The following is a 20,368-nucleotide window of genomic DNA, read 5'->3' on the forward strand; positions in this document are numbered from 1 at the left end:
TCTAGCGCGCGGACCCGCACGCCCGTCCTCGCCGCGCCCGCATCCCGTGTCGGATTCGTACGCGCGGTCGAAAGCGGCACGCGCGGTCGAACTTTCCGCAGCGCGTGCTGTTTTCGGCCGCGCGAACGGCTGGATGACGGTGTGCGCGCGGCCTGGATAGCGCTTTCCCGCGAGATCTCCTAGGGTGGATGCCACGTCCCACGACCCCGGAGGTCCCATGCACTTCGACGCCGAAGAGTCCGGCCGCCTGCGCCTGCGCGACGGTGCCGGGGTGCTCGCCGAGTACGTGTACGAGCCCGACGACGCGCCGATCGAGTCACCGCGACCGTACGCGCTGCTGCGCACGCGGGCGGGCGTCGATGTGACGGCCTACCGCCCCGACGACCACGTGTGGCACAAGGGCCTCTCCCTCGCGCTCCCGGTCGTCGGGCCGCACAACTTCTGGGGCGGCCCGACCTACGTGCACGGCGAGGGCTACGTGCAGCTGCCGAACAACGGCGCGCAGGTGCACCGCGGATTCGTCGTCTCCGACACCCCCGTCGCGGATGCCGTCGCCGGCCTCGCCCGCGTCGACGAAGACCTCGACTGGGTCGCCGAGGACGGCGCCCCCGTGCTCGTCGAACGCCGCACCCTCACCGCCCGGCCGATCGACGCCGACACGTGGGCGTTCACGTGGCGGAGCGCTCTGCGCAACGTCGCCGACGTGCCGCTCGGCTTCGGCTCGCCGACGTCGAAGGGCCGCGAGAACGCCGGTTACGCCGGCATCTTCTGGCGCGGTCCCGTTGCCTTCACCGGCGGCGACATCGTCGCCCCCTCTGGGCTCGCAGGCGATGACACGCGTGGTCAGCCCGGGCCGTGGCTCGCATTCATCGCGCCGGACCGCTCCGCGGGCGTCCTCGTGCTGGATGCCGGCGAGGGCGAGAGCCCCTGGTTCGCGCGCAGCGCCGAGTATGCCGGCCTCAACCCGGCACCCTTCTTCTTCCACGAGACCGTTCTGCCTCCCGCCGAGACCCTCGTCCTCGCCTCCGCGCTTCTCATCGGCACCGCCGAGGTCGCGGCGCTGGCATCCACCGTCGGTGCGACGCTCGTCGACGAGCTGCGCGCCGCTCACACCCCCGACCCCACGGAGGACCCCGCATGACCGTCCGCACCCTGCGCTGCGCCATCGTCGGCACGGGCGCCGTCGCCCACCTCCACGCGCGCGCCGTCGGCGCCCACCCGCACGCCGAGCTCGTCGCCGTCACGAACCTGACCCGCAGCAAGGCCGACGAGTTCGCGCGGGCGTGGGGCGCCCCCGCGGTCTACGACACCCTGGACGAACTGCTGGATGCCGAGCATCCCGACGTCGTCCTCATCTGCACGCCGCCCGGCGTGCACCGGGAGCAGACCATCGCGGCCTTCGCGGCCGGCGCTCACGTCGTCGTGGAGAAGCCGCCGGCACCCTCTCTCGACGAGCTCGACGAGATGCGCGCCGCGGCGGCTGCCGCCGACCGGCAGCTCGCGGTCGTCTTCCAGCAGCGCACCGGCACGGCGGCGGCGCACGTGCGCACGCTGTTGCAGAGCGGAGCCGTGGGGCGGCCGCTCATCGCCGTCTGCCAGACGCTCTGGTACCGCGACGCGGAGTACTTCGCCGTGCCGTGGCGGGGTCAGTGGGAGACCGAGGGCGGCGGGACGACCCTCGGTCACGGCATCCATCAGCTCGACCTGCTCGCCTTCCTCCTCGGCGACTGGGCGAGCGTGCAGGGCCGGCTCTGGCGGCTGGACCGCGAGACGCAGACCGAGGACGCCTCGACCGCGACCGTCACCTTCGCCAACGGCGTCGTGGCCCAGGTGGTGACGAGCGCGGTCTCCCCTCGGCAGATCAGCTCGATCCGACTCGACACGCAGAAGGCGACGATCTCGGTCGAGCACCTCTACGGACACGGCCACGAGAACTGGAAGATCACGCCCGCGCCGGGATTCGAGGCCGAGGCCGACGCGTGGGATCTGCCTCCGTTGGAGGAGCGCAGCGACCACGGTCCGCTGCTGCGCGACGTGTTCGACGCGCTGCTCGCCGGCGAGCAGCTCCCGCCGACGGCAGACGAGCCGGCCCGCTCTTTCGAGCTCGTCGCCGCCATCTATGCGTCAGCAGCGGCCGACGGCGCCGTCGTCACGCCGGCCGATCTCGCGGTACACCCCACGCACCGCGCCGGCTTCGCAAGTCCAGTGGCTGACATGCGCGACGTCGACTCGTGAGCCTCGGCATCCGGGCGGAAGCGGACGAGTGGGACGAGCTGTACCGCGACCCGGTGTACGACGGGGCGACCGATCCGACGGTCGTCATCGCCGACGGCGAGTGGTGGATGTTCTACACGCAGCGTCGCGCGACCCATCCGGACCCCGGACCGGGCGTCGCCTGGGTGCACGGCAGTCGCATCGGCGTGGCCCGCTCCGACGACGGCGTGAGCTGGCGCTACACCGGCACCCTCGAGCCGGATGCCGGCGGTCTCACGCTCGAGCCTGGCCCGCCGCCGCTGCACGTCGACGTCACCCACTGGGCGCCCGAGGTCATTCATGACGGCCGTCGGTGGCGGATGTTCCTCACCGAGATCGACGGGGTCCCGGACCGCTGGCCGGGCTTCGCCCGCACCATCGTCGGCTACGACTCCGAGGATCTCCGGTCGTGGAGGCGACTCGGCCCTCTGTCGCTCTCGAGCGACCGGGTCATCGACGCGGCCGTCGCCCGAACGGGGGAGGGGCTCTGGCGCCTCTGGTACAAGGACGAGGTGGCCGACTCGGTCACGATGACGGCATCCTCGACCGATCTGGCCGAGTGGGTGCTCGAGGGGGTCGCGATCGGCGGGCGGCCGCACGAGGGGCCGTCGGTCTTCGAGCTCGACGGTTGGTGGTGGATGGTCGTCGACGAGTGGCGGGGGATGGGCGTCTACCGTTCCGTCGCCGGTGTCGGCTGGCACCGTCAGGGCGGGGCGGATGCGGTCATCCTGGGCCCCGGCGACCTGCCGGGCGGCGACATCGGCAATCATGGCGCGGCCGTCCGCGACGGCGACGACGTCTGGTTCTACTTCTTCGCACGTCCGGCGGGCGTCGCAGGCGGGAGCGGCGTCGCTGAGGACGAGCGACGCAGCGCTGTCTACCGGGTGAAGCTGCGTGTCGACGAGGGCGTCCTTTCGACGCGCTCCCACCTGACCGCCTGGCAGACTGTGACCGGTAACACTTCGGAGATGTAACGAACGGAAAGCGTTTGCCCGCGACGGTTGCGTAACGTTTCAACGCGTAGTACCGTAACCGGCAAGCGCTTTCCCATCGGGATGGCTCGCACCCGCACACACGGACACGGACGTCCCCGCAGCACCAGAACACGGGCGTTCGACAGAGAGGACAAAGATGTTCAGCAAGAAGCGGTCACTCGCCGCTGTCGCCCTCGCGACCGGCGCCGCACTGGCCCTCGCCGGCTGCGCCGGCGGCGGAGCGGACCCCGAAGCCACCTACGACCCGGACGAGAAGGTCACACTCGACCTGGCGTTCTGGGGCAACGACGTCCGCGCCGGCCTGTACAACGAGGCCATCGCCGCGTTCAACGAGGAGTACCCGAACATCAAGGTCAACGCGACCTTCCTCGGTTTCCCCGAGTTCTGGGAGAAGCGCCAGACCGAGGCCGCCGGCGGGGGCCTGCCCGACGTCATGCAGTTCGACTACTCGTACCTGCGTCAGTACTCGGAGAACAACCTCCTGCTCGACCTCGACCCGTACCTGGGCGGCATCATCGACACCGAGCCGCTGAGCGACCAGATCCTCCAGATCGGCGTCGTCGGTGACACCACCTACGGCATCGCGACCTCCACGAACGCGTGGGGCCTGTTCACGAACCCGGTGCTGCTCGAGACTGCCGGTGTGGACGAGTTCGCGGGCGGCACGTGGGATGAGTACGCCGACTGGATGACCGAGGTCACGGAAGCCTCCGGCGGCAAGTTCTGGGGCGGCGGCGACTTCACCGGTCGCATCCAGAACTTCGAGCTGCAGCTGCGCTCGGAGGGCTCGTACCTCTTCAGTGAGGACGGTGAGCCCGGCTTCGACGAGGAGCGCCTCACCGAGTTCTGGGAGTCCGGCGCCGAGCTGCGCGACGGCGTCGTCGTCCCGCAGCAGCGCGTCGAGGAAGTCCTCCCCAAGGGCGCCTTCGACTCCGCCCTCGCGGCCAGCGAGCTCACGTGGGACAACTTCGGTGCCGGCTACCTCGCCGGTCTCGGCGAGGGCTACACGGAGCTCGGCCTCCTCGCCCCGCCGATCACCAAGGAAGGCGCGAAGGACCTGTACCTCAAGCCGTCCATGCTGCACGCGATCTCGGCCAAGACCGAGCACCCCGAGGCCGCGGCCACGCTGGTGAACTTCCTCGTCAACTCGCCCGAGTCCGGCGCGATCTTCGGCACGAACCGCGGCCTCCCGGCCTCGGAGACCGCCCTCGAAGGCGCCGAGCTCGACCCGCTGAGCGAGCAGGTCCGCGCCCACGAGGCCGCGATCGCCGACCGTCTCGGCGACGCCCCGCCCGTCCCGATCGTCGGCTACGGCACGCTGGAGGAGAAGTTCCGCGTGCTCGGCACCGAGCTGAACTTCGGCACCAAGACGGTCGACGAGGCCGTCTCCGAGTTCTTCAACGAGATGGACATCGTCCTCAACGGATGACATCCCTGCGGGGCCCGGATGCACGTCCGGGCCCCGCAGCCTCCACCCCCTTCCCCACCACCTCAGGAGCACCGTGAGCACGACAGCGACCAGGGTCATCGTCACGAAGCAGCCCTCCACCCAGCGACGCCTGGTCCGCAAGCCCCGCCCGGAGCACCTCACCCGGCCCGGCCAGCGGTCGCGGGCGCGTCGCGAGACCGTCGCCGGCTACGCGTTCCTCATCCCGTGGCTCATCGGGTTCTTCGGGCTCACGCTCGTGCCGATGGTCTACTCCCTCTACCTCTCGTTCACGCGCTACGACATCTTCTCCGCGCCCAAGTGGATCGGGCTGGACAACTACATCCGCCTCTTCACGAACGACCCGAACTTCATCCAGTCGGCGCAGATCACGCTCGTCTACGTCCTCGTCGGCACTCCCATCACCCTCGTCGCCGCCCTCCTCGTGGCGATGCTGCTGAACTACCGCGACCGCGGCGCCGCGTTCTTCCGCTCCGCGTTCTACGCCCCGTCGCTCATCGGCGCGTCGGTATCGGTCGCGATCGTCTGGCGGGCGATGTTCTCCTCGAACGGCCCCGTCGACAACGGTCTGAGCCTCTTCGGCATCGAGCTCGGCGGCTGGATCGGCGAGCCGTCGCTCATCCTCCCGATGATGATCCTCCTGGCGGTGTGGCAGTTCGGCGGCACCATGGTCATCTTCCTGGCGGGCCTCAAGCAGATCCCGAAGGAGCTGTACGAGGCGGCCGAGATGGACGGCGCCGGCCCGTGGGCGCGCTTCCGCGCCGTCACGATCCCGATGCTCTCGCCCGTCATCTTCTTCAACCTGCTGCTCGGCCTCATCGGAGCGTTCCAGGTCTTCGGGTCGGCGTACATCATCTCCAACGGCACCGGCGGCCCCGCCGGCATGACGAACTTCATCACCGTCTACCTCTACAAGACCGGCTTCAGCGACGGCCGGATGGGGTATGCCGCCGCCATCGCGTGGGTCCTGCTGATCGCCGTCGCGATCATCGCCGCCATCCTCTTCCGCACCCAGCGCAACTGGGTCCACTACTCAGGAGACAACCGATGACCACTTCATCCTTCTCCGAGAACGCGCTCATCCAGGTCGAGAACCAGGTCGACCCCGACGCGAAGACCCGGCCGGCCCGGCGACGCGTCAAGCGCAAGACATGGCAGACGATCATCTGGTTCATCGCCCTGCTGGCGGTCACCGTCGTCGTGCTGTACCCGCTCGTGTGGCTGTTCGTCTCGACGTTCAAGCCGAACTCCGAGTTCGGCCAGAACATGGGTCTGCTGCCGAACAACCCGACGATCGAGAACTATGTCAAGGTGGCCGAGGGCATCGCCGGTGTGCCGATGTCGACGTTCTTCCTGAACTCGTTCATCATCGCGGCGGCCTCCGTCATCGGCACCGTGATCTCCAGTGCGCTGGCCGCCTACGCGTTCGCCCGCCTGCAGTTCAAGGGTCTCGGCATCCTGTTCGCCGCCATGATCGGCACGTTGCTTCTGCCGTTCCACGTCGTGATCATCCCGCAGTACATCCTGTTCAACAATCTGGGACTGGTCGACACGTTCGTGCCCCTGATCCTGCCGAAGTTCCTGGCCACGGAGGCGTTCTTCGTCTTCCTCATGGTCCAGTTCATCCGGCAGATGCCGCGCGACATGGACGAGGCCGCGAAGATCGACGGTGCCGGACACCTGCGCATCTTCTGGGCGATCATCCTGCCGCTGATCAAGCCGGCCCTCATCACCTGCGCGATCTTCTCGTTCATCTGGGCGTGGAACGACTTCCTCGGTCCGCTGCTGTACCTCACGAGCCCGGAGAACTACCCGCTGCCCATCGCGTTGCGTCTCTACAACGACCAGACGTCGGTGAGCGACTACGGCGCCACGGTCACGGCATCCTTCATCGCGCTCGTCCCGATCCTGCTCTTCTTCATCGTCTTCCAGCGCTTCCTGGTCGACGGCGTCGCGACGCAGGGCTTGAAGGGCTGACGGGGGATGCCGACCATGACGAGCACGCGCCGCGAGCAGACCGCCGCTCTCCGCGCCGACCGCTCCGGCAGCGGGCCGACCGTCGCGGAACGGCCTCCGGCACGGTTCCCCGGCGCCTCGGCCGCCTTCGCCCTGTTCGGCGAGGTGCTGCTGATCGGCGTGCTCGTGACCCTGGTGAGCCTTCCCGTCGTGACCTTGCCGGCCGCGCTGGCCGCCGGCATCCGGCACCTCCGGCGCTTCGTCGCCGCCGAAGCCTCCCAGGTCAGCGCGTTCTGGGCCGACGTGCGCCGGGCCGCCCTGCCCGGGGCGCTCGTCGGGCTCGTGGCCACGGTGCTCGCGCTCGTGCTCCTGCTCGACATCGATCTCGCGCGCTCGGGGCTCCTCCCCGGGGGCGCCGTCATCGAGGTCGTGGGCTGGATCGGCCTGGCCGCCGTCTCGGTCGTCGTCCTCTCGGCGGCAGGGGCCTGGTCGCCCGAGCGCGGATGGCGCCCCGCCCTGCGGGCCGTGCCCGCCCTCGTCCGCGCCGACATCGCCGGCGCCGCCTACCTCGTCGCCGCGGCCGGCTTCGTCGTCGTCCTCGCCTGGATGATGCCGCCGCTCGTCATCGCCGGGCTCGGCTGCGCCGCGCTCGCGGTCGTCGCCGTCCCCACCCGCCGCCGTCGTCGCTGACGGCGCTCGATCACCCGAAGAAGGAAACTGATGCCTGCTCTGCGCCCCTGGGCCGCGCTCGCCGCCGCTGCCGTCACCCTTTTTGTCCTTTCCGGCTGCGCGGGGGCGACCTCCGACGCCGCCCCGTTCGAACCGGACGAAGAAGTCAAGATCGATTTCGCGTTCTGGGGCAACGACGACCGGGCGACGCGCTACGACGCGCTCATCGACGCCTTCAACGAGGAGTACCCGAACATCACGGTCAACGTGAGCTTCAGCGACTTCCCGAGCTTCTGGGAGAAGCGGCAGACTGAGGTCGCCGGCGGCGGTCTGCCGGATGTCTTCCAGTTCTCGGACAGCTACCTGCGCCAGTACGCCCAGCCCGGCCACATCCTCGACCTCGCCGAGGTGTCCGACTACATCGACACGACGACCTTCGAGGACTCGCTCCTCGGAACCGGCGCCCTCGAGGGGACGCAGTACTCGCTGCCGACCGGATACAGCCTCTGGGCGAACTTCCTCAACGACGACCTCGTGAAGACCTCCGGCGTAGAGGCGCCCCAGGGCGGGACGACGTTCGCCGAGTTCGATGAGTGGATGGACGAGGTGACCGCGGCCGGCGGCGGCGACGTGTACGGCGGCACCGACTACACCCAGCGCATCCAGGTCTTCGAGCTCGCCCTCCGCGCCGAGGGCGGCAACCTCTTCACCGACGACGGCGGGCTCGGCTTCACCGAGGACGACCTGCGCGAGTTCTGGGAGTCCGGGCAGAGGCTGCGCGACGGCGCGGCCGTGCCGCAGAAGCGCCTCGAGGAGCTGTCCCCGAAGTCCGGGTTCGGCGCGGCGCTGACGGCCAGCGAGATGAGCTGGAGCAACTTCCTCGGCGGTTACCTCGCCGACTCCGGCGCCTCGTCGATCTCCATCATCGCGCCGCCGACCGCCACCTCGGGGTCCAAGGACCTCTACCGGCAGGCCGGGCTCCAGGTCGCGATCTCGGCGAAGACGGAGCACCCGGAAGCCGCCGCACTGTTCCTCGACTTCGTCGTGAACAGCGAGGCTGCCGGCGAGATCTTCGGGACCACGCTCGGCTTCCCGGCCTCCTCGTCCAAGCTCGCCGGCGCGACCCTCGAGGGTGCGGACAAGCAGGTCGCCGACTACATCGAAGCCGCCGCGGAGCGCATCGGCGACGCGCCGCCGGTCCCGGTCGTCGGATATGGCACGCTCGAGCAGAAGTTCTGGGACCTCGGCAAGTCCCTCGGCCTCGGGGTCATCTCCGTCGACGACGCCGTGAGCCAGTTCTTCTCCGAAGCCGACGTCGTCCTCGGCTGAACAGCACCCTTCCGAAAGGACCCCGCGTGACCTCCGTCCACGGCTTCGTCGACCCGCGCTTCGAGATCTCCCGCATCGACCGGCGCCTCTTCGGCGGGTTCGTCGAGCACCTCGGACGCCACATCTACGACGGCATCCACGAACCCGGCCACCCCACCGCCGACGCGGACGGCTTCCGCGCCGACGTCGTCGAGCTCGTGAAGGAGCTCGGCGTCTCGACCATCCGCTACCCGGGCGGCAACTTCGTCTCCGGCTACCGCTGGGAGGACGGCATCGGGCCCCGCGAGGACCGCCCGCGGCGGCTGGACCTCGCGTGGCACTCCACCGAGACCAACGAGGTGGGGCTGCACGAGTTCCAGGCCTGGCTCGACCTCGTCGGCAGCGACCTCATGCTGGCCGTGAACCTCGGCACGCGGGGCACCCAGGAGGCCCTCGACCTGCTGGAGTACGCCAACGCCTCCGTCGAGACGGCGTGGACGCGCCGGCGCGCGGAGAACGGCCGGGACGAGCCTTTCGGCGTGACGATGTGGTGCCTCGGCAACGAGATGGACGGTCCCTGGCAGCTGGGCCACCGCAACGCGGAGGACTACGGCAAGCTCGCCTCCCGCACCGCGAAGGGGATGCGGATGCTCGACCCCGGCGTCGAGCTCGTCGTCTGCGGGTCGTCGGGCAGCGGCATGCCGACCTTCGGCTCGTGGGAGCGGACGGTGCTCGAGCACACGTTCGACGACGTCGACTTCATCTCCTGCCACTCGTACTACCAGGAGCACGGCGGCGACGCGCAGGAGTTCCTTGCCTCGGGCGTGGACATGGCGCGGTTCATCGAATCGGTCGTCGCGATCGCGGATGCCGTGGCGGCGACGCGCAAGAGCGACAAGCGCATCATGATCTCGTTCGACGAGTGGAACGTCTGGTACCTGCACCGCGAGGACGGCAGCGAGAGTGGCGACGAGCTGACCGGCGACGACTGGCCGGTCGCCCCGCGGCTGCTGGAGGACCGCTACCACGCCCTGGACGGTGTGGTCTTCGGCGACCTGCTGATCACGCTGCTGCAGCACTCCGACCGGGTGCGCTCGGCATCCCTCGCCCAGCTCGTCAACGTCATCGCCCCGATCATGACCGAACCGGGCGGGCCGGCGTGGCGGCAGACGACGTTCTTCCCGTTCTCGATCACATCGCGCCTGGCGGGGGAGCGGGCGGTGCGGGTCCCGGTGGATGCCGGGACGATCACGAGCGCGCGGTTCGGCGAGGTCGCGCGCGTCAACGCCGTCGCGACGGTGGATGACGGGGGCGCCACCCTGTTCCTGGTGAACCGCTCGACGACGGATGCCGTCGACCTGCGGCTGGACATCACCGCGCTCGCGGGCGGCGACATCGCCGTCATCGAATCGCACCTGCTGCACGAGGACGACCTGTACGCGGCGAACACGCTGCAGGAGCCGGAACGGGTGGGGGTGCGACCGCTGGACGGCGCGCACGTGACCGACGGCATCCTGTCGCTGCAGTTGCCCGCCGTCTCGTGGGCGGCCGTCCGGCTCGGCTGACGCGATGGCTCCGGGAGCGCTTGCGGAAAGCGCATTCCGATGTCAGGATGAAGATACGGAAAGCGCTTACCGGATGAGCCGGCAGGCGATGAGAGAAGGAACGACAGTGTCAGAGACGACCACCCTCGCCCCCGCGGCGACGTCCGCCCGGCCCCAGGTGCGCGAGATCGGCATCATCATGAACGGCGTCTCCGGCCGTATGGGCTACCGCCAGCACCTCGTCCGCTCGATCCTCGCGATCCGCGAGCAGGGCGGCATCGAGCTGCCGGACGGGTCGAAGATCACCGTCAAGCCGCTCCTCGTCGGTCGCAGCGAGGCGAAGCTCGCCGAACTCGCCGCGAAGCACGGCATCGAGGACTACACGACCGACCTGGATGCCGCCCTCGCGGACCCCCGCTGGGAGATCTACGCCGACTTCCTCGTGACGAAGGCGCGTGCCACGGCGCTGCGGAAGGCGATCGCCGCCGGCAAGACGATCTACACCGAGAAGCCGACGGCCGAGTCGGTCGACGAGGCGCTGGAGCTCGCGAAGCTCGCCGCCGCCGCCGGGGTGAAAACCGGGGTCGTGCACGACAAGCTCTACCTGCCGGGCCTGCAGAAGCTCAAGCGCCTCATCGACTCCGGGTTCTTCGGCCGCATCCTCTCGGTGCGCGGCGAGTTCGGCTACTGGGTGTTCGAAGGCGACTGGCAGCCCGCGCAGCGCCCCAGCTGGAACTACCGGACCGAGGACGGCGGCGGGATCATCGTCGACATGTTCCCGCACTGGAACTACGTCCTGGAGAACCTCTTCGGCGACGTGAAGTCCGTCTACGCCCAGGCCGCGGTGCACATCGCCGACCGCTGGGACGAGAACGGGGAGCACTACACCGCGACCGCCGAAGACGCCGCCTACGGCGTCTTCGAGCTCGAGGGCGACATCGTCGCGCAGATCAACTCCTCGTGGACCGTCCGCGTCAACCGCGACGAGCTCGTCGAGTTCCACGTCGACGGCACGCACGGCTCGGCCGTCGTGGGCCTGTTCGGCGCGAAGATCCAGCACCGCAACGCCACCCCCAAGCCGGTGTGGAACCCCGACCTCGCCGACGACCACGACTACGCCGCCGACTGGGCGCAGGTGCCGACCAACGAGATCTTCCTCAACGGCTTCCGCCAGCAGTGGGAGGAGTTCCTCACCTCCTACGTGCTCGGCACCGACTACCCGTTCGACCTGCTCGCCGGCGCCCGCGGGGTCCTCCTCGCCGAGGCCGGCCTGCAGTCCAGCCGCGAGGGCCGCAAGGTCGCGCTGCGCGCCCTGACCCTGGACTGATCCGCATGACCGACCTCACCCTCCTCGGCGCCGACGGCGTCGTGCACCGCACGCCGCTCGTCGAGTCGTCGGGCTACACGAAGCCCACCGAGCCGCTGCGCAGCCGTGTCGCCTACGCCGCCGCGCACGTGGTCCCCGTCACGTGGGGCGAGAACACGCCGGGGCAGCCGGCGCAGATCGACTGGGACGCGACGCTCGACTTCCGCCGCGCCGTGTACTCGTGGGGCCTCGGCGTCGCCGACGCCATGGACACGGCGCAGCGCAACATGGGGCTCGACGCCGCCGCGACCCGCGAGCTCATCGCGAGGTCGGCGGAGGTCGCGCGCGAGGAGGGCGGGTCGGTCGTCGTCGGAGTCAACACCGACCACATCGACGACGAGCACATCACGCTCGATGAGGTCAGCGACGCCTACAAGGAGCAGCTGCACTTCACCGAGGAGCAGGGCGCCGGCCCCGTCGTCATGGCGAGCCGCCACCTCGCCCGCGTCGCGGCATCCGCCGAGGACTACCGGCGCGTCTACCGCGAGGTGCTCGCCGCCGCGACGACGCCTGTCGTCCTGCACTGGCTCGGCACCGCGTTCGACCCGCAGCTGGAGGGCTATTTCGGCGCGACCCACTGGCGCGACGCCTCGCGCGTCCTGCTCGAGGTCATCGAGGAGAGCGCGGACAAGGTCGCGGGCGTGAAGATGAGCCTCCTCGACGCCGAGTCCGAGGTGTCGGTGCGCGAGCGCCTGCCCGAGGGTGTCCGGATGTTCACGGGCGACGACTTCAACTACGTCGGGCTCATCGGCGGCGCCGACGTGCCCGCCGCCGCCCAGCCGGCCCGGAACCCGGCCGCGACGCGTCAGCACTCCGACGCCCTGCTGGGCGCGTTCGCGGCGCTCACGCCGGTCGCCTCGGCGGCCATTCAGGCGCTGGATGCCGGCGACCCCGACCGCTACCTCGAGATCCTGGCGCCCACTGAGGAGCTCAGCCGGCAGGTCTTCGCCGCGCCGACGTTCTACTACAAGACCGGGGTCGCGTTCCTGTCTTGGCTGAACGGACACCAGGCCGCGTTCCAGATGGTCGGCGGCCTGCACTCCGCACGGAGCCTCCCGCACCTGTCACGCATCGTCGAGCTCGCGAACGCGGCCAAGGCGTTCGAGCAGCCCGAGCTCGCGGCCGAACGCTGGCACGCGCTCCTCAGCCTGAACGGAGTCTCCGCGTGAGCACCCCCGACCCGCGCCTGTCGATCAACCAGGGCACGCTGAAGTACGCCGACCTCGCCACCGCGCTGCGCGCGACCGCGGAGGCCGGTGTGCAGGCGATCGGGCTCTGGCGGGAGCCGGTCCAGGAGGTCGGACTCGCCACCGCCGCCCGGATGCTGACCGACTCCGGGCTGCGCTTCTCCACGCACTGCCGGTCCGGCTTCTTCACGATGCCCGAGGGTCCCGCGCGCCGCGCCTCGATCGAGGACAACCGCGTCGCGATCGAGGAGGCCGCGACGCTCGCCGCCGCGGGCGCTGCGGGCTCCACGGCCGTGCTCGTCATCGTCGCCGGCGGGCTCCCGCAGGGGTCTCGCGACCTCATCGGCGCCCGCGAGCGGGTGCGCGACGCGATCGGGGAGCTTGCCCCGGATGCCGCCGCCGCCGGCGTCACGCTGTCGATCGAGCCGCTGCATCCCATGTACGCCTCGGATCGCTGCGTCGTCTCGACGCTCGGGCAGGCGCTGGACATCGCCGCGGACTTCGATCCGGCCGTCGTCGGCGTGACCGTCGACACGTTCCACATCTGGTGGGACCCCGACGTCCTGGCATCCATCGAGCGCGCCGGCCGGGAAGGCCGCATCGCGACCTACCAGGTGTGCGACTGGAAGACGCCGCTGCCGGCGGACGTCCTGCTCGGCCGCCACTACCCGGGCGACGGCGTCATCGACTTCGGTCCCATGACCCGCGCGGTGATGGCATCCGGCTATGACCGCGACATCGAGGTCGAGCTGTTCAACGAGGACATCTGGGCGACCGCGCCGCTGGAGGCCGTGCGCCGCACCGCCGCCGGGTTCGAGGTCGCGGTCTCGCCCTACCTGACCGAATAGGATCACGATCGTGACCGACGCCCCCGCTCGCCTGCGCGCGACCTCCACGACGCTCGACGACGTCGCGCGGGAGGCGGGCGTGTCGCTGGCCACCGCGTCCCGCGTGCTGAACGGGTCGACCCGCAAGGTCGCCGACTCGTACCGTGCGCGTGTCGAGGACGCGGCCGAGCGGCTCGGCTACAGCGCGAACCTGTCCGCGCAGGCCACCGCGCGGGGCACGTCGGCGACGATCGCGCTCCTCGTGGCGGACATCGCCGACCCGTACTTCGGCGAGCTCGCGTCCGGCGTCGCCCGCGGCGCGGAGGAGGCGGGCCTCGTCGTCACGATCTCGATCACAGAGCGCGACCCCGAGCGGGAGGTGCGGCTCGTCCGCGCCCTGCGCGGCCAGCGTCCCCGCGGGGTCATCCTCGCCGCATCCCGCACGTCGCGGGAGATGGCGCCGGAGCTCGCGCGGGAACTCGATCTCGTCACGGCGGCCGGGGGCCGCGTCGTCGCCCTCGGCGCCGGCATCCCCGACGTCCGCAACGTCGTCATCGACAACCGGGGCGGCGCCGAGGCGCTCGGCGCCGCGCTGGCCGGCCGCGGCTACCGGAACGCCGTCGTGCTCGCCGCCGCCGACGGCGTCGTGACGAGCGACGTGCGTCTCGACGGCTTCACCGCCGGGTTCACGGCCGGTGGCGGCGCCGCGCCGCGCGTCTACCGCGGCGCGTTCACCCGCGAGTCCGGCGTCGAGCTCATGGACCAGGCGCTCGCCGACGGCATCGAGCCGGGCACCGTCGTCTTCGGCATCAGCGACGTCGTCGCGATCGGCGCCCTGTCGGCGGTGCGCGCGGCGGGCCGCGAGGTCGGCGCCGACATCGCCCTGTGCGGCTTCGACGACATCCCCACCGGGCGCGATGTGACGCCCGCCCTCACGACCGTGCGCGTGCCCCTCGAGGAGGTCGGCTACGCCGCGTTCCGGGCGGCCGTCGACGACGAGTGGGCACAGGATGCGGATGCGCTCCGCCTCGAGGTGCTGCTGCGCGACAGCACACCGTCGCGCGCGTGAGCCGGGCGTGGGTTCTGTGACGCACGTCGTCGTCGCGCTCGACAGCTTCAAGGGATCGATCACCGCGGCCGATGCCGCGGTCGCCGTGTCGGCCGGGGTCGAGGCGGCGGTCGGGGCGGATGCCGCGGTGGACGTCGTGCTGCGGCCCATGGCCGACGGCGGCGAGGGTACGGTGGCGGCGTTCGCGGCGGCCGTGGACGGCGCCGAGCGCGTTCCGGTGGCGGTGCGCGGACCGGCGGGGCGGCCCGTCGAGTCATCGTGGCTGCGCCTGCCGGACGGCACGGGCGTCGTCGAGCTGGCCTCCACGAGCGGGATCGAGCTCCTCGGCGAGGAGCGTCGGCCCTGGGATGCCGACACCTTCGGCTTCGGTCAGGCTGTCGTCGCCGCGCTCGATGCCGGGGTGTCACGGCTCGTCCTCGGGATCGGGTCCAGCGCGTCGACCGACGGCGGGGCCGGGCTCTTGTCGGCGCTCGGCGCGCGACTGCGTGACGCGTCGGGTGCAGCGATCGCGCCGGGTGCGCGGGGGCTCGCCGACGTCGCGTCAGTCGACCTGTCGGGGCTCCGTCCCCTGCCTGAGGGTGGCGTGGTCGTGCTGAGCGACGTGACGAACCCGCTGCTCGGCCCGGCCGGTGCGGCCGCCGTCTTCGGCCCGCAGAAGGGCCTGGATGCCGACGGCGTCGCCCGCGCCGAATCCGGCCTCGCCCGACTGGCCGCGCTCGTCGGCGCCGACGCGGCGACACCGGGGACCGGCGCGGCGGGCGGCACCGGCTTCGCGCTGCGTGCGTGGGGCGCACAGCTCCGGCCCGGCGCGGCCGAGGTCGCCGACCTCATCGGCCTCGCGGACGCCGTGCGCGGCGCCGACCTCGTCGTCACGGGGGAGGGCGCCTACGACGGGCAGTCCGCGGCGGGCAAGGTGCCGTCCTTCGTCGTCGGCCTCGCCGCCGAGGCGGGGGTGCCGGTCGCCCTCGTCGCGGGGCGCATCGCGCCGGAGGCGGACGTGGCCGCGTTCGCGGCATCCCTCTCGCTCACCGACCTGGCGGGCAGTTCCGCCGCAGCGATGACCGACCCGGCCCAATGGCTCCGCGCCGCCGGCGCCGCCCTGGCCGCGCGGCTCTGACCTCCGGGGCAGGTCGGTTCGGGGTCACTTCCTGCCGCCTCGGACCTCGCGAGGCGACCATACTCGGCCCCTATCCGGGGCGCGCGGTCCGGGGCGCCGGGTTCGGGGTCAGTTCGTGCCGCCTCCGACCCCGCGAGGCGACGTTACTCGACCCCTATCCGGGGGCGCGCGGTCCGGGGCGCCCGGTTCGGGGTCACTTCGTGCCGCCTCGGACCTCGCGAGGCGACCACACCCGACCCCAATCTGGTCGGCGCGGTCCGAGCCGCCCGGTTCGGGGTCACTTCATGCCGCCTCGAACCCGGCGAGGCGACGCCAAGCGCCCCGATTCGAGCCCACCTGGTCTGAGCGTTGCCGCGATCAGCCGCCGAGGGCGGCCGAGACGACGGCGCGGGCCTCTTCCTGTACGGCGGCGAGGTGCTCGGGGCCCTTGAGGCTCTCGGCGTACAGCTTGTACACGTCCTCGGTGCCCGACGGGCGCGCCGCGAACCAGGCGTGCTCGGTCTGCACCTTGAGCCCGCCGATCGCGGCGCCGTTGCCCGGCGCGTGCGAGAGCTTCGCAGTGATCGGCTCACCGGCGAGCTCCGTCGCGGTCACAGCCTCCGGCGCGAGCTTGCCGAGCGTCGCCTTCTGCGCGGGCGTCGCCGGGGCATCCACCCGCTGGTACGCCGACGCGCCGAACTCCGCCTCGAGCTCCGCGTACCGCTGCGACGGCGTCTTGCCCGTCACGGCCAGGATCTCCGCCGCGAGCAGGCACAGCAGGATGCCGTCCTTGTCGGTCGTCCAGACGGTGCCGTCCTTGCGCAGGAACGAGGCGCCCGCCGACTCCTCGCCGCCGAAGGCGACCGACCCGTCGAGCAGGCCGGGCACGAACCACTTGAACCCGACCGGCACCTCCAGCAGCGTCCGTCCGAGCGATTCGGCGACGCGGTCGATGATCATCGAGGAGACGAGGGTCTTGCCGATCGCGGCATCCGACGGCCACCCGCCGCGGTGGCGGTACAGGTAGTCGATCGCGACCGCGAGGTAGTGGTTGGGGTTCATGAGACCCGCGTCGGGGGTGACGATGCCGTGCCGGTCGGCATCCGCGTCGTTGCCGGTGAGGATGTCGTACTCGTCGCGGCGCGAGACGAGGGATGCCATCGCCGACGGCGACGACGGATCCATGCGGATCTTCTCGTCCCAGTCGAGGGTCATGAAGCGCCACGTCGGGTCGACTTCGGGGTTCACGACGGTGAGGTCGAGGCCGTAGACCTCGGCGATGAGGGCCCAGTACTCCACGGAGGCGCCGCCGAGCGGGTCGGCGCCGATGCGGACGCCCGCGCGGGCGATGGCATCCACGTCGATGATGCTGCCGAGGTCGCGCACGTAGCCGTCGCGGAAGTCGTACGTGCCGACGGTCGCGAGGTCGATGTCGGCGAAGCGCGTGCGGGTGACGCCCTCCAGGCCGGCGGCGATGAGCGCGTTCGCGCGGTCGGCGATCCAGCCGGTCGCGTCGGTGTCGGCGGGGCCGCCGTGCGGCGGGTTGTACTTGAAGCCGCCGTCGCGCGGCGGGTTGTGCGAAGGGGTGACGACGATGCCGTCGGCGCGGCTCGCGTCATCGCCCGCCTTGCCGCGGTTGTAGGTGAGGATGGCGTGGCTGAGCGCCGGCGTCGGCACCCACGAGTCGCGGGAGTCCACCCGCACGTCCACGCCGTTGCCGACGAGGACCTCGACGGCCGTCCGTTCAGCGGGCCGGGACAGCCCGTGCGTGTCACGGCCGAGGAAGAGGGGACCGGTGATCCCCTGCGCGGCGCGGTAGTCGACGATCGCCTGCGTCGTGGCGAGGATGTGGTCCTCGTTGAAGCTCGTCGACAGCGACGAGCCGCGGTGACCGCTCGTGCCGAACGCGACGCGCTGCTCCGGCACGGAGGCGTCGGGTTTGCGGTCGTAGTAGGCGTTGATCAGTTCGTCGATGTCGATGAGATCGGATGCTTCGGCTGGCTGTCCTGCGCGGCTCATTGCCCCAGTCTGACACCGCGGAGGAGGGGAAGGCACCCCGCACTAGGCTTGTGGACCGTGAGCATCGATCCCGAAGCGCCTGTCCGTCGCACGTACAGCTACTTGGGTCCCGCGGGAACGTTCACGGAGTCCGCCCTCGCGCAGGTGCCCGAGGCGCGCGAGCAGATCTGGCGGCCGGTGCGCAACGTCGGCGAGGCGCTCGCCGACGTCGTCGAGGGACGCTCGGATGCCGCGATGATCGCGATCGAGAACTCCGTCGACGGCGGGGTCTCCACGGCGCAGGACGCCCTGGCCACGATGCCGGGCCTGCGGATCGTGGGGGAGTACCTCGTTCCGGTGAACTTCGTGCTCGTCGCACGGCCCGGCGTGCGGCTGGAGGACGTCACGCTCATCGCGGCGCACCCCGTCGCCTACGCCCAGTGCCTGCAATGGCTCAGTGAGAAGCTCCCCGAGCACGCGCACATCCCGGCGGCCAGCAATGTGGCATCCGCCGTGGGCATCATCGACGGCGTGAGCGACGCGCAGGCGGCGATCGCGCCTCCCGGCATCCTGGAGCACTACGACCTGGAGCTGCTGGCCGAGGGCATCGGCGACAACGTCAATGCCGTGACGCGGTTCGTGCTCGTGAGCCGCACGGTCGCGGCGCCCGCGCCGACCGGCGCCGACAAGACGTCGCTCATCGTCGAGCTGCCCGAGGAGTACCCCGGCGCGCTGCTCGAGCTGCTCGAGCAGTTCGCGACCCGTGGGATCAACCTCTCGCTCCTGGCTTCGCGGCCGATCGGCGACGAGCTGGGCCGGTATCGCTTCGTGATCGACGCCGACGGGCACATCGAGGACGAGCGGATGGCCGACGCCCTCCTGGGCCTGCGCCGCTTCTCGCCGAAGGTGATCTTCCTCGGGTCGTACCCGCGCGCCGACCGCGCGATCGTGCACTACCCGGAGCGCTACTCCGACGACGTGTTCGTCGAGGCGCGCGACTGGCTGCGTGGGCTCATCTCCGGCGAGCCCGACGCGTAGCCGCGGGGTCGCGGCTCGTTCACCCGCGCCAAAGTGCGGGTCGCGGCGCACTGCACCCGCCTTTCGGCACGGATGAATTGCGCCGCGGATTCTCGGTCGCGCCGAAGTGTGGGTCATGGCCCGAGGCACCCGCAGTTCGGCGCGGACGAACTGCCGCGCGGCCCCGGCATCCATCACGACGCGTGGGGGCGTGTCCTCCGCCTCCGCCTCGGCCTCGGCGCCCGCGTCCCGCCCGCGCCCGCGGCTCCGGAGGAGATGTCGCGTCGGGAGGACGCATTCCCGGGATTCCACCTCCCGAGGCGTCATCTCCTCCCGGGGCGTCACATCCTGGGGGCGATGTCCCGCGGATGCGGAGGAGATGTCCCGCCAGGAGGATGAAAACCTTGGGATGCCACCTCCCGGGGCGTTATGTCCTCCCCAGGCGTCACATCCCCGCGGGGCGTTACGTGCCCCGGGCGTCACATCTCCCCGGAGCGTCACGTCCCCCGGGGTCACCGACCCCCGGGCCACGCCCGCGCAGGGCGCAACCGCGTCAGCCGGCGACGGCCTCGAGGGTCTGGATGCGGCCCGCGGCCGACTCCATCGGCTCCGCGTCGTACGCGCCGGCGACCGGCGAGATCATGACCTCGTCGACGCCCCAGCGGGCGGCGAACTCCGCCAGCGCCGTGCGCACGTCCGGCCCGGTCCCGACGAACCACCGGCGGCGGAGCGCTTCGAGCACCGGCGCGGCGAGCCCGTCCGCGGCCTCCGCGGCGGCGGCCTGCTCGACGGTCTCGAGCGCGACGAGCGGCCGGTTCCCGCGGAGCCGGGCCATCATGCGCGCCTGCGGCAGCATCCGCTCCTCCGCCTCCGCGGCCGTCGCCGCAGCGACGACGTTCGCGGTGAGGAACGTGCGCGGGGCGGCCAGGGTCGCCGACGGCTGGAACTGCGAGCGGTACAGATCGAGCGCGCGCTCGAGGCCCTCGCCGGAGAAGTGGTTGGCGAAGACGTACGGGAGGCCTTGCGCCGCGGCGAGCTGCGCCGAATAGTCGCTCGAGCCGAGCAGCCACACCTCGGGCGTCGTCGTGGCGGCGGGGGTGGCGTGCACGTCGTACGTGCCGCCGGAGGTGAAGCGCAGCGTCGCGCCGTCGCCGGAGACCAGCCCGACGATGTCGCGGACGTGTTCGGGGAACCGCTCGACGTCGCTCGTGGTGCCGCTCATCCGCAGCAGCTGCGTGATGACCGGGTCGCTGCCCGGGGCGCGCCCGATGCCGAGGTCGATGCGTCCCGGCGCGATGGCCTCGAGCGCCGCGAACTGCTCGGACACCACGAGCGGCGAGTGGTTCGGCAGCATGACGCCGCCCGATCCCACCCGGATCGTGGAGGTCCGCGCCGCCGCGGCGGCGATCAGCACCGGCGGCGTCGTCGAGGCGACGGCGGGCATGTTGTGGTGCTCGGCGAACCAGTAGCGGCGGTAGCCGAGCTCCTCGGCGCGCTGCACGAGCGAGAGGGATGCCGTCACCGCCTGCGCGCTGGTCTGGCCGGTGCGGACGGGGACGAGGTCAAGGACGGAGAGCGCAGGAGTCATCCCCCATGACAACTCCGGGAGTCCCGCCCCGTATTCCAGGCCACCCCT

At 71.3% G+C, this 20,368-nt stretch carries 17 protein-coding genes; 15 read left to right on the forward strand and 2 right to left on the reverse strand.

The features are described 5' to 3' along the window. The first annotated feature begins 184 nt into the window (after positions 1-184). The 14 genes from MSA03_RS07600 (at position 185) to MSA03_RS07665 (ending at position 15,738) form a co-directional block, all read left to right on the forward strand. On the forward strand, positions 185-1,141 hold the full coding sequence (locus tag MSA03_RS07600; protein WP_218028806.1) for a DUF6807 domain-containing protein: 957 nt from the start codon (positions 185-187) through the stop codon (positions 1,139-1,141). Beyond that, the gene (locus tag MSA03_RS07605; protein ID WP_036272694.1) at positions 1,138-2,235 is read left to right on the forward strand and encodes a Gfo/Idh/MocA family protein; all 1,098 of its coding nucleotides are present in this window, start codon (positions 1,138-1,140) and stop codon (positions 2,233-2,235) included. Before MSA03_RS07600 ends, MSA03_RS07605 begins: the two co-directional genes overlap by 4 nt. Further along, complete coding sequence (locus tag MSA03_RS07610; RefSeq protein ID WP_244946359.1) at positions 2,232-3,227, forward strand: family 43 glycosylhydrolase; 996 nt, start codon at positions 2,232-2,234, stop codon at positions 3,225-3,227. Before MSA03_RS07605 ends, MSA03_RS07610 begins: the two co-directional genes overlap by 4 nt. Before the next feature lie 157 nt (positions 3,228-3,384). Further along, positions 3,385-4,677 (forward strand): ABC transporter substrate-binding protein, encoded by a 1,293-nt coding sequence (locus MSA03_RS07615; protein ID WP_028496454.1) that lies wholly within the window; start codon positions 3,385-3,387, stop codon positions 4,675-4,677. A 73-nt stretch (positions 4,678-4,750) separates the two neighbouring features. Continuing rightward, positions 4,751-5,746: a carbohydrate ABC transporter permease gene (locus MSA03_RS07620; protein WP_028496455.1), complete on the forward strand. Its 996-nt coding sequence runs from the start codon at positions 4,751-4,753 to the stop codon at positions 5,744-5,746. After that, complete coding sequence (locus tag MSA03_RS07625) at positions 5,743-6,672, forward strand: carbohydrate ABC transporter permease (RefSeq protein ID WP_028496456.1); 930 nt, start codon at positions 5,743-5,745, stop codon at positions 6,670-6,672. Before MSA03_RS07620 ends, MSA03_RS07625 begins: the two co-directional genes overlap by 4 nt. A gap of 15 nt (positions 6,673-6,687) precedes the next feature. Beyond that, entirely contained in the window at positions 6,688-7,341 is a 654-nt protein-coding gene (locus MSA03_RS07630) for a hypothetical protein (RefSeq protein ID WP_147050244.1), read from the forward strand. A 30-nt stretch (positions 7,342-7,371) separates the two neighbouring features. Next, complete coding sequence (locus MSA03_RS07635) at positions 7,372-8,649, forward strand: ABC transporter substrate-binding protein (protein WP_147050245.1); 1,278 nt, start codon at positions 7,372-7,374, stop codon at positions 8,647-8,649. A gap of 26 nt (positions 8,650-8,675) precedes the next feature. Then, positions 8,676-10,193 carry an arabinosylfuranosidase ArfA gene (gene arfA, locus MSA03_RS07640; RefSeq protein ID WP_147050246.1) on the forward strand — a complete coding sequence of 506 codons (1,518 nt, stop codon included), beginning with the start codon at positions 8,676-8,678 and terminating at the stop codon, positions 10,191-10,193. A 178-nt stretch (positions 10,194-10,371) separates the two neighbouring features. Further along, complete coding sequence (locus MSA03_RS07645; protein WP_036272776.1) at positions 10,372-11,499, forward strand: Gfo/Idh/MocA family protein; 1,128 nt, start codon at positions 10,372-10,374, stop codon at positions 11,497-11,499. Between the two features lie 5 nt (positions 11,500-11,504). Further along, positions 11,505-12,707, forward strand: a complete 1,203-nt coding sequence (locus MSA03_RS07650) for a dihydrodipicolinate synthase family protein (RefSeq protein ID WP_028496461.1) — start codon at positions 11,505-11,507, stop codon at positions 12,705-12,707. Next, positions 12,704-13,573: a sugar phosphate isomerase/epimerase family protein gene (locus MSA03_RS07655; RefSeq protein ID WP_028496462.1), complete on the forward strand. Its 870-nt coding sequence runs from the start codon at positions 12,704-12,706 to the stop codon at positions 13,571-13,573. The genes MSA03_RS07650 and MSA03_RS07655 overlap by 4 nt, the downstream gene beginning before the upstream one ends. Positions 13,574-13,583: 10 nt before the next feature. After that, positions 13,584-14,621, forward strand: coding sequence for a LacI family DNA-binding transcriptional regulator (locus MSA03_RS07660; RefSeq protein WP_244946360.1), 1,038 nt, complete (start codon positions 13,584-13,586; stop codon positions 14,619-14,621). Between the two features lie 16 nt (positions 14,622-14,637). Beyond that, entirely contained in the window at positions 14,638-15,738 is a 1,101-nt protein-coding gene (locus MSA03_RS07665; RefSeq protein ID WP_170245473.1) for a glycerate kinase, read from the forward strand. 357 nt (positions 15,739-16,095) lie between these two features. On the opposite strand, the gene pgm is transcribed toward MSA03_RS07665, so the two are convergent. Further along, positions 16,096-17,736 (reverse strand): phosphoglucomutase (alpha-D-glucose-1,6-bisphosphate-dependent), encoded by a 1,641-nt coding sequence (gene pgm / locus MSA03_RS07670; protein WP_147050249.1) that lies wholly within the window; start codon positions 17,734-17,736, stop codon positions 16,096-16,098. A 57-nt stretch (positions 17,737-17,793) separates the two neighbouring features. Between pgm and pheA the strand changes: the two genes are divergently transcribed. Next, positions 17,794-18,753, forward strand: coding sequence for a prephenate dehydratase (pheA, locus tag MSA03_RS07675; protein ID WP_051526281.1), 960 nt, complete (start codon positions 17,794-17,796; stop codon positions 18,751-18,753). 532 nt (positions 18,754-19,285) lie between these two features. On the opposite strand, the gene MSA03_RS07680 is transcribed toward pheA, so the two are convergent. Then, entirely contained in the window at positions 19,286-20,320 is a 1,035-nt protein-coding gene (locus tag MSA03_RS07680; RefSeq protein WP_147050250.1) for an LLM class flavin-dependent oxidoreductase, read from the reverse strand. Between the last annotated feature and the right edge of the window lie 48 nt (positions 20,321-20,368).

This window comes from Microbacterium saccharophilum, from assembly GCF_007992455.1.
GTDB classification, from domain to species: Bacteria; Actinomycetota; Actinomycetes; order Actinomycetales; family Microbacteriaceae; genus Microbacterium; species Microbacterium saccharophilum.

What these genes read in the sequence shown, in the direction of transcription:
- MSA03_RS07625 (WP_028496456.1), top strand. Translation starts at nt 5,743, where the DNA reads ATGACCACTTCATCCTTCTCCGAGAACGCGCTCATCCAGGTCGAGAAC.
- MSA03_RS07630 (WP_147050244.1), top strand. Translation starts at nt 6,688, where the DNA reads ATGACGAGCACGCGCCGCGAGCAGACCGCCGCTCTCCGCGCCGACCGC.
- MSA03_RS07645 (WP_036272776.1), top strand. Translation starts at nt 10,372, where the DNA reads ATGAACGGCGTCTCCGGCCGTATGGGCTACCGCCAGCACCTCGTCCGC.
- pgm (WP_147050249.1), bottom strand. Translation starts at nt 17,736, where the DNA reads ATGAGCCGCGCAGGACAGCCAGCCGAAGCATCCGATCTCATCGACATC.
- MSA03_RS07635 (WP_147050245.1), top strand. Translation starts at nt 7,372, where the DNA reads ATGCCTGCTCTGCGCCCCTGGGCCGCGCTCGCCGCCGCTGCCGTCACC.
- MSA03_RS07650 (WP_028496461.1), top strand. Translation starts at nt 11,505, where the DNA reads ATGACCGACCTCACCCTCCTCGGCGCCGACGGCGTCGTGCACCGCACG.
- MSA03_RS07680 (WP_147050250.1), bottom strand. Translation starts at nt 20,320, where the DNA reads ATGACTCCTGCGCTCTCCGTCCTTGACCTCGTCCCCGTCCGCACCGGC.
- MSA03_RS07615 (WP_028496454.1), top strand. Translation starts at nt 3,385, where the DNA reads ATGTTCAGCAAGAAGCGGTCACTCGCCGCTGTCGCCCTCGCGACCGGC.
- MSA03_RS07605 (WP_036272694.1), top strand. Translation starts at nt 1,138, where the DNA reads ATGACCGTCCGCACCCTGCGCTGCGCCATCGTCGGCACGGGCGCCGTC.